The sequence below is a fragment of the Mariniluteicoccus endophyticus genome (assembly GCF_054780035.1).
In genome coordinates, this window is sequence record NZ_BAAGXC010000026.1 from 1 (window position 1) to 12,541 (window position 12,541).

General features: G+C 71.4%; 12 protein-coding genes. 9 read left to right on the forward strand and 3 right to left on the reverse strand.

Features of this window, described 5'->3' with window-relative positions; genetic code table 11:
* The 7 genes from ACYVGD_RS13255 to ACYVGD_RS13285 all read left to right on the forward strand — a co-directional run.
* Positions 1–422 (forward strand): hypothetical protein (locus ACYVGD_RS13255; protein ID WP_460744252.1); only part of this gene is annotated, 422 nt, incomplete at its 5' end.
* The gene (locus ACYVGD_RS13260) at positions 419–1,333 is read left to right on the forward strand and encodes a hypothetical protein (RefSeq protein ID WP_460744253.1); all 915 of its coding nucleotides are present in this window, start codon (positions 419–421) and stop codon (positions 1,331–1,333) included. The genes ACYVGD_RS13255 and ACYVGD_RS13260, both read left to right, overlap by 4 nt.
* 82 nt (positions 1,334–1,415) lie before the next feature.
* Positions 1,416–2,489, forward strand: coding sequence for a hypothetical protein (locus ACYVGD_RS13265; RefSeq protein ID WP_460744254.1), 1,074 nt, complete (start codon positions 1,416–1,418; stop codon positions 2,487–2,489).
* A 153-nt stretch (positions 2,490–2,642) separates the two neighbouring features.
* The gene (gene mtrA, locus ACYVGD_RS13270) at positions 2,643–3,341 is read left to right on the forward strand and encodes an MtrAB system response regulator MtrA (protein WP_460744255.1); all 699 of its coding nucleotides are present in this window, start codon (positions 2,643–2,645) and stop codon (positions 3,339–3,341) included.
* Positions 3,334–5,022, forward strand: a complete 1,689-nt coding sequence (gene mtrB, locus ACYVGD_RS13275) for an MtrAB system histidine kinase MtrB (RefSeq protein WP_460744256.1) — start codon at positions 3,334–3,336, stop codon at positions 5,020–5,022. The genes mtrA and mtrB overlap by 8 nt, the downstream gene beginning before the upstream one ends.
* Positions 5,019–6,776 carry a GerMN domain-containing protein gene (locus ACYVGD_RS13280; RefSeq protein WP_460744257.1) on the forward strand — a complete coding sequence of 586 codons (1,758 nt, stop codon included), beginning with the start codon at positions 5,019–5,021 and terminating at the stop codon, positions 6,774–6,776. Before mtrB ends, ACYVGD_RS13280 begins: the two co-directional genes overlap by 4 nt.
* A 207-nt stretch (positions 6,777–6,983) precedes the next feature.
* A complete protein-coding gene (locus tag ACYVGD_RS13285) occupies positions 6,984–7,523 on the forward strand; it encodes a ComF family protein (RefSeq protein ID WP_460744258.1) in 540 nt (179 codons plus the stop codon).
* Here the strand turns inward: ACYVGD_RS13285 and ACYVGD_RS13290 are convergent.
* From ACYVGD_RS13290 to ACYVGD_RS13300, 3 genes are read right to left on the reverse strand one after another with little or no spacing between them, the layout of a single operon-like run.
* Positions 7,492–8,781, reverse strand: a complete 1,290-nt coding sequence (locus tag ACYVGD_RS13290) for a chloride channel protein (protein ID WP_460744259.1) — start codon at positions 8,779–8,781, stop codon at positions 7,492–7,494. The genes ACYVGD_RS13285 and ACYVGD_RS13290 overlap by 32 nt on opposite strands.
* A 12-nt stretch (positions 8,782–8,793) precedes the next feature.
* Positions 8,794–9,132 (reverse strand): P-II family nitrogen regulator, encoded by a 339-nt coding sequence (locus tag ACYVGD_RS13295; protein ID WP_460744260.1) that lies wholly within the window; start codon positions 9,130–9,132, stop codon positions 8,794–8,796.
* Positions 9,129–10,466: an ammonium transporter gene (locus ACYVGD_RS13300; protein ID WP_460744261.1), complete on the reverse strand. Its 1,338-nt coding sequence runs from the start codon at positions 10,464–10,466 to the stop codon at positions 9,129–9,131. The genes ACYVGD_RS13295 and ACYVGD_RS13300 overlap by 4 nt, the downstream gene beginning before the upstream one ends.
* Before the next feature lie 315 nt (positions 10,467–10,781).
* On the opposite strand from ACYVGD_RS13300, the gene hpf reads away from it, so the two are divergent.
* Together hpf and gndA are read left to right on the forward strand one after the other, a co-directional pair.
* The gene (gene hpf, locus ACYVGD_RS13305; RefSeq protein ID WP_460744262.1) at positions 10,782–11,420 is read left to right on the forward strand and encodes a ribosome hibernation-promoting factor, HPF/YfiA family; all 639 of its coding nucleotides are present in this window, start codon (positions 10,782–10,784) and stop codon (positions 11,418–11,420) included.
* A 135-nt stretch (positions 11,421–11,555) separates the two neighbouring features.
* On the forward strand, positions 11,556–12,541 hold a 986-nt coding region (gndA, locus tag ACYVGD_RS13310; RefSeq protein ID WP_460744263.1), incomplete at its 3' end, for an NADP-dependent phosphogluconate dehydrogenase.

Here is a 12,541-nt window from a genome sequence, read left to right on the forward strand (position 1 = left end):
CGGCGACCCCGTCGATGCCGAGCACCGGCACCCCCGACGTCGGCAGCCCGAGCATCGGCAACCCCAGCATCGGCAACCCCAGCATCGGCAACCCCACGGTCTCGAGCCAGTCCAAGCTCGAGATGGACGCACAGGCGTGGGACCAGCTGGCGCAGAAGATCGCCGCGACCAGCAAGGCTCTGGCCCTGCCCGTCCAGGCCGAGCAGGCGGGACGCCTGGCCAACATGTGCCGCACGATTGAGGAGTCCCAGAAGCAGAACGACAAGTGGCTCGGCCAGGGGTCCTCCGAGTTCGGCCGCATCGCCGACACCCTGCGCACCAACGCCAAGCAGTTCGCGGCGACCGAGGACCAGAACGCCCAGGAGGCCGTCAGCACTCGCCGCACCATGGGCGGCGGACCCGGAAGGATGATCGCGGTATGACCGAGAAGCACCTGCAGACCCTGGTCGAGGAGATCCACAAGGCACTTGGCACCGACAAGCCGGCCGACCAGCACTCCGCCGGGTGCCAGTGCATCTGGCACACCCTGAAGTACGCCGAGGAGCAGGACACCAAGGACATCGAGGAGCAACACAGCTTCTGGGACGAGGTCGGTCGCGTCATCAAGGGCTTCCTGTCGCCCAAGACCTTCTGGGTGCCGATCATCAACCCCGGCGGGGCCATCGTCATGACGGCCATCGAGGCCTCGCAGGCCGAGGGCAGCGCGAAGGACATTCTGGAGCGGTCGCGTACCGAGATGTGGAAACGCTACGACATCGCCCGTGACCGGTGGCGCAACGATCTGTCGCCAGGTGCGGTCGTCGCCGAGAATCTCGGCAGCCGCGCCGACGCGTGGCAGGAAGAGCAGACGCGCAACATCTCCGAGATGCTCCGCGAGCTCGAGCGCCTCGAGAAGCAGGACCACTGGAAGGGCGAGGGCAGCGAGGCGTACAAGAAGGCGATCCCGTCCCAGCGCGCCGCCCTGATCTCCATGGACAAGCAGGTCAAGGACTCCGCGGCCCTCTACAAGAGGGGCAAGGAGAACCTCAAGGCGTCCACGCTCGGCGTCCACGGGGCCATCAAGTCGTTCCACGCGAACGTCAGCTCCGTGCGCCAGATCGAGTCGACCGAGAACTGGGCGATCCGCATGCGCACCGCCTGGTCGCTGCTCGACCAGCTCAACCCGCGGCTCGAGAAGCTGCAGAAGGCGCTCGACGACATCGGCCGCAGCGTCGAGACCCACCAGACGCGCCTGACCAGCACCACCGAGGAGAGCCCCGCGTTCACCGCGGGCAAGGGAAAGTGGCCCGAGGCCAAGGGCGACACGACGAAGGTGCTCGAAGAAACCGTCTGAACCCCACCACTGGCGACCTTTCGTAGGGACCCGCGCGTCCTCTAGCCTGAGCGCGACCCGCTCACCCTCCAGGAGGTCGCCAGTGTCGTTCCCCCCGAACAAGCCCGGCCCGCAGCAGCCCCACCCGGGCCCGTCCGGCCCGCAGCAGTTCCCGCCGGGGCCGCCCCAGAGGTGGCCGCAGCGCCCCCAGAACGCGCCCCAGCAGGGCATCTACGCCCCGGCCGGGCCGGGCTACGGCCACCAGGGCCCGCCGCCGAAGAAGCCGAGGACCGGAGTGGTCGTCGCCGCGCTCGTGGCGCTCGTGCTGGTCTTCGGCGTCATCGGCTGGGTCCTGACATCCGGCGGGGGCTCAGTCGAGACCGGCGGTGGCACGAAGGGCGGTGGCACGCCGAAGATCGGCGAGACGGTGAACGTGAAGGCCGGGGACGGACGCGCCGACGTGACGATCACGGGGTCGACGCGCACCAAGGGACGCGACGAGAAGGAGCTCCTCGTCGTGGGCGTCGAGTTCGTCGGGACAAGCGGCGACGCCGCCACCGGCAACGCCGCCACCTGCAAGGCCCCGGGCAAGGACTACCTGGCGGTGCTCGGCGGGATGGCCCCCGAGTTCCAGACGGGCGAGATCGCCAAGCCGGGGCAGAGGTTCGCCGGCGTCCTCGCCTTCGAGGTCCCGCCCGGCACCACCTGCGACGTGAGCCTGTTCGCCCTGGCGCACGAGACGATCCGCGTACCGCTCCCGCTCGAGCCCGCCGGCAAGAACCCGCTGGCCATGACGACCGACACCAAGCGGGTAAGGGTCGGCGAGCCCGTCCCCGTCAAGGTGGCGACCGGTCAGCAGACCATGACCGTCCAGAAGATGTCCTGGGGCACGACGCCGGAGGGCGCCCCCGGGCTGGCCGTCGACATTGAGCTGTCGTGCACGTCGGGCATGTGCTCCGCACTCACCGACGAGTTCGTGGTGATCACCCCGACGCGTCGCGTCTGGGCGGAGGCGGACCAGTACAAGGAGCTGGCCTCGCTGTCGCCGGGGGACAAGGAGCGCGTCACCTACTACTTCCCGCTCGCGAAGGAGGGCGGCACGATGGAGTTCGGCACCGGCATGCCGGACTACCCGGACGTGCCGGAGTTCTACTTCGCGATCCCGCTGCCGTCCTGATCGGCGCCGGTCATCGCCACCACCCGGACCCGGGCGCGGTCGTGACCCGGCCGTGACCGGCGCGTACGGCACGGGTCTCGCTCCCGCACGCCTACGATGGGGCTCGTCGACGCCGATGTCGACACCTTCAGACAGATGGTGCAGGGGGACAACGTGACCGAGACCAGGACGCAGGCGAAGATCCTCGTCGTCGACGATGACGCCGCGCTCGCGGAGATGCTGCAGATGGTGCTGCGGCAGGAGGGCTTCGAGACGGTCTGGTGCGGCCAGGGCGACACCGCCCTGCAGGCGTTCCACGACGCCCGGCCCGACCTCGTCCTGCTCGACCTGATGCTGCCCGGCCGCGATGGCGTCGAGATCTGCCGGGACATCCGGGCCGAGTCCGGCGTACCCGTGGTCATGCTGACCGCGAAGTCCGACACCGTCGACGTGGTCGCCGGCCTCGAGGCCGGCGCGGACGACTACGTGGCGAAACCGTTCAAGGCCAAGGAGCTCGTCGCGCGCATCCGCACCCGGCTGCGCCGCCTGCAGAACGACACCGAGTCGGACACGCTGCGCATCGGCGACCTGACGATCTCCGTGGAGGGCCACTCGGTCAAGCGCGACGGGAAGCCGATCTCGCTGACCCCGCTCGAGTTCGACCTGCTCCTCGCGCTGGCCCGCCGGCCGCGTCAGGTGTTCTCCCGCGAGACGCTGCTCGAGCAGGTCTGGGGCTACCGTCACGCCGCCGACACGCGGCTGGTCAACGTGCACGTGCAGCGTCTGCGCTCCAAGATCGAGAAGGATCCCGAGCACCCCCAGATCGTGGTGACGGTGCGCGGCATCGGCTACAAGGCCGGCGAGGTTGCCTGACCGCTCGCCCCGGGCCCGGTTCCTGCGGGTCCTCAGGGCGCCGCTGCGGCTGTGGTGGGGGTCGCTGCCGCTGCGCGTCGTCGGCTCGATCCTCGTGGCCTCGGCTGCGGTGCTCGTGCTCGGCGGGATGCTGCTGATGCAGCAGGCCACCGAGGGCGTGCTCAGCGGCAAGCAGCAGTCGGCGCTCGCCGAGTCGTCCGTCGTGGTCGACAACGCCCAGCGCAAGCTCCGCGCCGCCGACCTCACCAACTCCAACGTCAACGACCTGCTCACCCAGCTCGCCGTCGAGGTCGCCAACCGCGGCACGCTCGGCGGCCAATACCAGGTCATCGTCACCGGCCCGGTCGCCGACATCCGCTCCGGCCGCGTGCTGCCGGAGTCGGTGCCGGCCGACCTGCGGCGTACCCTCACCGAGAACTCGGGCTCCGGCCAGTTCTGGATCACGCCGACGCTGGTGCGCTACGGTGACGGCCGCCCTGACGAGCCGGGGCTCGCCGTCGGTGCCACCCTCGAGACGTCGGCATCCACACGCTACCCGATGTATCTGATCTTCCCGCTGACCCAGGAACGCCAGACCCTCGACGTGCTGCAGCGCGCCGTCATCACCACCGGCCTCATGCTGACGCTGCTGCTGGCCGTCATCGCCGCACTCATCTCGCGCCAGGTCGTCGCGCCCATCCGCGACGCCCGTCTCGCCGCCGAGCGGATCACCACGGGCCGCCTGGACGAGCGCATGGACGTGCGCGGCACCGACGACCTCGCCTCCTTGGCCACGTCGATGAACAACATGGCCGCCGAGCTCCACAAGCAGATCACCACGCTCGAGGAGCTGTCCCGCGTCCAGCAGCGCTTCGTCTCCGACGTGTCCCACGAGCTGCGTACGCCGCTGACGACGGTCCGCATGGCCGCCGAGGTCCTCTACGACTCCAAGGACGATTTCGAGCCGCTCGAGAAGCGCTCGACCGAGCTGCTGCAGATCGAGCTCGACCGCTTCGAGGAGCTCCTGGCCGACCTGCTGGAGATCTCCCGCTTCGACGCCGGAGCCGCCGAGCTCGCCGCCTACGAGGCCGACCTCGTGGAGGTCGTGCGGAGCGAGATGGCGGCCCACCAGGCCTTCGCCGACCGCAGCGGCACGCCACTGGTCCTGCACGCCGAGGGTCCGTGCCGTGCCGAGATGGACGTGCGCCGCGTACGCCGTGTCCTGCGCAACCTGCTGACCAACGCGATCGAGCACGGCGAGCAGCGACCCATCGACATCACCGTCGCCAGCGACGACAAGGCCGTCGCCGTGTCGGTGCGTGACCACGGCGTCGGGTTCGAGGCGAGCCAGGTCAGGCAGGTCTTCCACCGCTTCTGGCGCGCCGACCCGGCCCGCAACCGCACCGTCGGGGGCACCGGGCTGGGCCTGTCCATCTCGATGGAGGACGCCCGCCTCCACGGCGGCTGGCTCAACGCGTGGGGACGCCCCGGACAGGGTGCCCAGTTCCGGCTCACCCTGCCCCGACGGGCGGGGGACGTGCTCGAGATCTCGCCGCTGCCGGTCGTCCCGCGCGACCTCGTTCCCACCGTGCGTACGCCGCTGGCGCTGCCGCCGGCACCCACCTCGCCCACCGACCGGCTATCGGCCGAGCAGCCATCGACCGAGCGGCCGGCCCACACCCCGACCGAGGAGGCTCCATGATGTCGACGTCGCCGGCGCGTCTGGCGCGGTTCTGCGGACTGGTCATGGCGCTGCTGCTGTGCGGGTGCACCCAGATCCCTGTCGCCGGGCCGGTCGTGCCCGCGGACGGCCCGGCACGCGTCCCCGAAGTGTCCGTCGAGATCTCGGCCGACCCGCCGCGCCCCGGCGCGACACCCGGCATGATCGTCAACGGATACCTGCAGGCCATGTCGACCTACCAGCAGGGATATGCCACCGCTCGGCTCTTTCTGGCGCCCGAGGTGCGCGACGCCTGGCGTCCCGAGGATGGGGTGACGGTGTACGCCGACGGCTACGGCGTGACCAGCGCGCCCGAGTCGGCGGTCCTGGAGGCACCCGTCGTCGGCCGGGTCGGTGCCGACGGCGCGTACGAGAACGTCGACGAGAAGATGCGGCTCGACTTCGGCATGGTGCGCGACGAGTCGGGGGAGTGGCGGATCGGCCGGCCCCCGCCCGGCATCGTCATCTCGCAGTACCTGTTCGGGCGCTTCTACCAGCGCGTGAACACCTACTTCTACGACCCGGAGTTCAGCTCCCTGGTGCCCGACCCGATCTTCCTCCCGCGCGGCCCGCAGCTCGCGACGCCGATGCTGCAGGCGCTGCTGCGCGGCCCGACGGGCTGGATCCGTCCCGTGGTGGTGTCGGCGATCCCGACGCAGGCGCGCCTGAACGTCCAATCTGCTTCGATCGACTCCCGCGGAGTGGTCGAGGTCAGCCTCAACCAGGCCGTGGCCGGGCTGGCCGACGACCAGCGCTCCCGCGCCGCCGCCCAGATCGTGTGGACGCTGGGCCAGCTCGACGGCGTGACCGGCGTGCGGCTCACCGTCGACGGGCAGCCGTGGGCGGTGAAGGAACAGGTCCAGGGGGTGATCCCGGTCGGGGCGTACTCGTGGCTCGACCCCATCCCGACCCAGCGCTCCCCGCAGCTGTACGGCGCGACGGCGACCGGCGTCGTCCGGATCAACGACACCTCGCGGGGGGTCGAGCTGACCCCCGTGGCGGGCCCGCTCGGCGGCCAGGGCGCGGTGCGCTGGCTGGCCGCCGCCCCCGCCGGGGACCGGCTCGCGGCGGTCACCGACGACGGCGGGACGTTGTGGGACGCGCCCATCGGCGAGACGGCCGCCCAGCGCGTGCTCGTCGATTACAAGGACCTGCTGCGCCCCCAGTGGGTCGGCACCGGTGCGCCACAGCTGTGGGCGATCGGCGACCAGGGCGGCACCCAAGACGTCCGCGTCCTGGTCAACAGCAAGCCCGTGAACGTGGCCGCACCCGCCTTCGCCGGGGCCCGCGTGCGCGCGTTCCGCCTGTCGCCCGACGGTGTGCGCATGGCGGCGATCCTCGAGCGCGACGGGCGCCTCGAGGTGGGGCTGGCTCGTGTCGACCGGGCGGGTCCCGAGCCGGTGGTCGAGGAGTGGCGCCCGCTGCGCCTTGGCGACGTGCCGGCGGAGGCGCCACGCGCGCCGGTGGACGTGAGCTGGACGGACGCGACGACGCTCATGGTGCTCGCCGCCGACGACCCGAAGCAGCCGGCGCGCCCCTATCGCGTCGACCAGAACGCCTTCGAGGTCGCCATCATCGGCCAGCCCGACAGCTGGCAGGCCACCCAGCTCGTGACGGCCCCGCGCAACGGTGCCGCCCGGGCGCTCGTCGTGGGCGCCCGGGGCGTCTGGCGCTACGACGAGGACTACCGGTGGCCGATGCTCACGCGGGACGTGACCACGGCGGCGTACGCCTGAGCGTCCAGATAACGAAACGGCCACGAACCCGCCGCCGGTGACCGTTGCGGACACCGCGCGCACCAACGTCGGTGGGTGGAGCGACTCGGGGATCTCGTCGACGCGTACGCCGACCTGGTGCTGGGCAGCCGATGCCCTGGATGCCGTCGGCCCTCCTGGCGGTTGTGCGAGGCCTGCCGGTCGCGCCTGGCGTCAGGACGCGTGCACGTGGTCGAACGTGCCCTGCCGGGATTCCCACCCGCGGTCGCGGCCGACGTGTACGCCGACGAGGTCCGTCGCCTGGTCGCCGCCGCGAAGGACGGGGGAGCGTGGTCGCTGGCCGGGCCGCTGTCGGGGCTGCTGGCGCAGGCCGTCGCACCCTTCGGCGCGGTGTCGCTGGTCCCCGTGCCGTCGTCGCCGGCGGCGGTGCGGCGACGCGGCCGTGACGTGGTGGGCCACCTGGCGCGTCGGACCGGGCGCCGGCTCGGGCTGCCCGTCGTCGCGGTGCTCGCCCAGGCGCGGGCCGTGGCCGACCAGGGAGGTCTGACCCAGGACGCGAGGGCGGCGAACCTGCGTGGGGCGATGCGTGCCCGACGCCCGGTCGAGGGGCCGGTGGTCGTCGTCGACGACGTGATCACGACCGGGGCGACCGTCTGCGAAGCCGTCCGTGCGCTGCGGGCGGAGGGCATCGACGTGATCGGCGCGGCGGCGGTGGCGGCGACGGTCCTGAGGAGACTCAGCGCGGCGCCCGAGGTCCCCGGGCGGTGACCGCCCGGTCGAAGCCGATCCGCACCGCGACGACGACCGCGGCGGCGAGCGCGGCCGGGACGACCAGGGTCGGGTGGGGGTGGGTCAGCTCGAGCCCGAAGCAGATGGCGAACACCGGCGCACGCTGGTTGGCGGCCAGCACGGCGACGCCGGTGACCACGGCGAACTGCCACGCGGGCAGCGCGAGACCGGGCCAGGCGGACAGCCCGAGCGCGATCGCCGCACCCAGCGGGGCCCCGGTCGCCATGGACGGCTGGAGCTGGCCGCCGTCGGCTCCCGCCCCCAGGGTCAGGGAGGTGAGGAGGGGCTTCAGGGCGAACAGGGCCATCAGGAACCACAGCGGCTCGGCGCCGGCGAGGGCCTGGCGGACAATGCCCTGCCCGTTGCCGGTGATGGGCGGGAAGACCACGGCCAGGCAGCCGGTCAGGAGGCCCACCAGCGCTAGGGCGGCGACGAGTCGCCAGCCGGTGGTCGGCCGGTGGCGCGTGGCGTACGCGGCGAGGCGCTGGAAGCCCGTGCCGACGAGCCCGCCGAGGAGGCCGAGCCCGACGGCGAGGGGGAACAGGGGCCACCGGGCGGGCTCCTCGGGCACGTTGAACTGGGCCCCGCGGCCGATGACCGGCCAGGCCACCATCGTGGCGCCGGCACACATGAGCGCCACGAGCAGACCAGAGCCGACGCGTACGGGCCACGCGCGCCCGAGCCGCGTCACCTTCAGCACTTCGAAGCCGTACGCCGCGCCGGCCAGCGGGGCGTTGTAGATGCCGGCCAGCGCGGCGGCCGCGGCGCCACCGATGACCGTGCGACGTTGGTCGGCGTCCAGCCGGAGCGCACGGGAGACGTGGTCGAGGATCGCCGCGGCGGCGAGCCGGGGTGCGGCCTCGCGTCCGATGGAGGCGCCGAGGGCCACGTTGACGACCTGGACGACGGCGTCGGCGAGGCTGCGTCCCAGCGGGAACGACCGTTGTGGGTCGTCCATGCCGGCCGCGACGCCCGTGAGGGGGCCGGGACGACGTACCGCCCACCATGCGAGGGCACAGACCACCGCGCCGGCCGCGGGGAAGACGGCGAGGCGCCAGGCTGGCAGCGGCGGCCCGTCGGGGTTCCACCCGTGCAACGAGCCGGTGGTCACCCACCACAGTGCGTGCAGCAGGCTCGAGAGCGCCGCGGCGACGCCCCCGGCCACGACCGTGCCGGTGATCGCGGCGACGACGAACCGGGCGGACGTGGGACGGGGGGTGCGGTGCTCGGCGGTCACGCCGCCATGCAATCAGAGAGCGGCGGCACCGTGCTCCCCGGTGCGGACCCGGACGACGTCGTCGACGGGGACCGACCACACCTTGCCGTCACCGATCGCCCCGGTGCGGGCGGTGGACACAACCAGCTCGATGACCTCGGCGGCCCGGTCGTCGTCGACGAGGACCTCGAGGCGGATCTTCGGCACCAGGTCGACCGCGTACTCGGCCCCGCGGTAGACCTCGGTGTGTCCGCGCTGCTGGCCGTACCCCGAGGCCTCGGAGACGGTCATCCCGGTGACACCGTGGGCCTGCAGGGCGTCGGAGACGGCCTCGAGCAGGTGGGGCTTGCAGATGGCGGTGACGAGCTTCATCGGGTGACCTCCGTGTCGGTGGACGTGGGCTTCTGAGCAGGGGCGAGAGCGCTGCGGCCGAGGCGGGCACCCAGCGGGTTGAGGTCGTATGCGGCCTCGGCGTGCTCGCCCAGGTCGATCCCGGCGCGCTCGATCTCGGGGGCGACGCGCAGCCCCATGACGCGATCGAGGACGCGGGCCAGCACGAGGCTGACGACGAACGAGTAGGCGAGCACCGCGAGCGCCCCGATCACCTGCCGGAACAGCTGCCCCGGGCCTCCCCCGTACAGCAGCCCGGAGACCCCGGCGGGGGCGGTGTCGGTCGCGAGCAGACCGACGGCGAGGGTGCCCACGAGGCCACCCACGAGGTGGACGCCGACGACGTCGAGCGAGTCGTCGAGGCCCACGCGCGTCTTCAGCTCGACGGCCAGCGCGCAGACGACGCCGGCGACGGCACCGAGGACGAGTGCGCCGGTGGGGGAGACGGCCGAGCAGGCGGGGGTGATGGCCACGAGGCCCGCGACGACGCCGGAGGCCGCGCCGAGGGACGTGGCGTGGCCGTCGCGTACGCGCTCGGTGACGAGCCAGCCCAGCATGGCGGCAGCGGTCGCCGCGAGCGTGTTGATCCAGGCGACGGCCGCGGTGTTGTTGGCGCCGAGCGCCGAGCCGGCGTTGAACCCGAACCAGCCGAACCACAGCAGGCCGGCGCCCAGCATGACGAGCGTCAGGTTGTGGGGCTTCATCGGGTCGGAACGCAGGCCGATGCGGGGCCCTATGACGAGGGCGAGCGCGAGGGCGGCGGCTCCGGCGTTGATGTGGATGGCGGTGCCGCCGGCGAAGTCGATGGCCTTGACGCCGTTGGCGATCCAACCTCCGTGGGCGGCGGCCGCCCCGTCGAACGCGAAGACCCAGTGGGCGGCGGGGAAGTAGACGACCAGGGCCCACACCGTGGCGAACGCGACCCAGGCGCCGAAGCGCATCCGGTCGGCGACCGCGCCCGAGACCAGTGCCACCGCGATGGCGGCGAAGGCCGCCTGGAAGCCGGCGAAGGCCAACGCCGGCACGGTGCCGACGACGGCGTCGGTGGACATCAGTCCGCGCAGGCCAAGGAACTGGGTGGGGGAGCCGATGAGGCCGCCGACGGAGTCTCCGAACGTGAGCGAGTAGCCGACGAGGACCCACAGCACGCCGACGACGCCCATCGCCGCGAAGCTCATCATGACCATGTTCAGCACGCTCTTGGCGCGGACCATGCCGCCGTAGAAGAACGCGAGACCGGGGGTCATCAGGAGCACGAGCGCGGCGCTGACGAGGACCCAAGCGGTGTCGCCGGAGTTGATCTCGAGTGATGTCATGGCCATAGCCAACGCGAGGTCTGTTTCGACGGTGTCGCGTCCGTGTTCCGGGTCTGTTACAGGGTGCGTCTCATGTTTCAGACAGGTTTCTGAGACGATTCTCGACGCCTCCAGAGGGCGGTCGGGGAGGGTGTCGCGACTCACCGGGGAAGGATCGGTGAATCTCTGGCGAACGCCCCATGACAGCACTAGGGTTGGTGCATGGCACCGATGACGATCCCGAACCGGCGCCGAGCCGAGCGCGGATCGTCGTGGGTGCCTTTGCTTTTCCTAATGGAGTGAAAAAGCAAGAGCACTGACCCAAGGAGGTTCGCGATGGACATCACGGTGACCGGCAGGCACTGCACGATCTCGGACGAGTTCCGGGACCACGTGATCGAAAAGGTCTCGAAGATCGAGAAGATCAGCGAGAAGATCATCCGGGTGGAGGTGCAGGTCTCCGCGTACGGCAACAAGCGCCAGCCCGACCAGGCCTCGCGCGTCGAGATAACGGTCCGGGGCAAGGGCCCGGTGGTGCGTGCGGAAGCGTCGGCGCAGGACAAGATGGCCGCATTCGAGCACGCGATGGACCGCCTGCGTGGTCAGCTCCGCAAGGCCCTCGACCGCAAGAAGGTCCACCGCGGCCAGCACACACCGACGGCCCTCCACGAGGCAGCCGCCGTCATGACGGAGCAGTCCGTGGCCGAAGAGGCCGAGGAGCAGCCCAAGGTCCACAACGTGGCCGGCATCGAGGTCACGGGCGACGGCCCGCTGGTCGTGCGTGAGAAGACCCATGCGGGGAGCCCGATGTCGATCGAGCAGGCGATCGAACAGATGGAGCTCGTCGGCCACGACTTCTACCTGTTCGTCGACGCGGCCACCGGCCAGCCGAGCGTGGCCTACCGCCGCAAGGCGTACAACTTCGGCGTCATCCACCTCGACGTGAGTGAGGAGCAGCCGGCGAAGACCGCCTGACACCGTACGGGGCCCGGGCCGCGGACAGACGTCCGGGACCCGGGCCCCGTCATGTCTGCGCCGCAGGCCCGCATGGTGGGCAACAAGCGGCAACCCGTTGTCACCACCACCGGCGGGGGTGACAGGCTTGGTCCCATGACTGAACGTGGTGAACTCGCCCAGGTCGGCGTCATCGGACTTGCCGTCATGGGCTCCAACCTGGCCCGCAACTTCGCGTCGAAGGGGTTCCGCGTCGCGGTGTACAACCGCACGCAGGCCAAGACCGACGAGATGATGGAGCAGCACGGCGCCGACGGAGACTTCGTCCCCGCCCAGACGCTGGAGGACTTCGTCGCCTCGCTCGAGCGTCCCCGGCGCATGGTGATCATGGTGAAGGCCGGTGCTGGCACCGACGCCGTCATCGACCAGCTGATCCCGCTGCTCGAAGAGGGCGACATCGTCGTCGACGGCGGCAACGCCCACTACGAGGACACGCGCCGCCGGGAGCAGAAGCTCCGCGAGATCGGTCTCCACTTCGTCGGCGCGGGCATCTCCGGCGGCGAGGAGGGCGCGCTGAACGGCCCGTCGATCATGCCGGGTGGCTCGAAGGAGTCGTACGAGGCCCTCGGCCCGCTGCTGGAGAAGATCGCCGCCCAGTACGAGGGAGAGCCGTGCTGCACCTACATCGGCACTGACGGTGCGGGCCACTTCGCGAAGATGGTCCACAACGGCATCGAGTACGCCGACATGCAGTTCATCGCCGAGGCGTACGACGTGCTCAAGGCGGCCGGCCTCTCCACGCCCGAGATCTCCGACGCGTTCCGCGAGTGGAACACCGGCGACCTCGACTCGTTCCTCATCGAGATCACCTCGCTCGTCCTCGACCAGAAGGACCCCCGCACCGGCCAGCCGCTCGTCGACGTCATCGTCGACGAGGCGGAGCAGAAGGGCACCGGGCGCTGGACCGTCCAGATCGCGCTCGAGCTCGGCGTCCCGGTCAACACCATCGCCGAGTCGGTGTTCGCCCGCTCCACCTCGGGCCACCGCGCGCTGCGCGAGGCGGCCCGCAAGGCCCTCAACGACCCTGACCGCACGCTCGCCGACGACGACCGCCAGCAGCTGCTCGACGACGTTCGCCAGGC

What these genes read in the sequence shown, in the direction of transcription:
- ACYVGD_RS13260 (WP_460744253.1), top strand. Translation starts at nt 419, where the DNA reads ATGACCGAGAAGCACCTGCAGACCCTGGTCGAGGAGATCCACAAGGCA.
- ACYVGD_RS13280 (WP_460744257.1), top strand. Translation starts at nt 5,019, where the DNA reads ATGATGTCGACGTCGCCGGCGCGTCTGGCGCGGTTCTGCGGACTGGTC.
- ACYVGD_RS13295 (WP_460744260.1), bottom strand. Translation starts at nt 9,132, where the DNA reads ATGAAGCTCGTCACCGCCATCTGCAAGCCCCACCTGCTCGAGGCCGTC.
- ACYVGD_RS13300 (WP_460744261.1), bottom strand. Translation starts at nt 10,466, where the DNA reads ATGACATCACTCGAGATCAACTCCGGCGACACCGCTTGGGTCCTCGTC.
- hpf (WP_460744262.1), top strand. Translation starts at nt 10,782, where the DNA reads ATGGACATCACGGTGACCGGCAGGCACTGCACGATCTCGGACGAGTTC.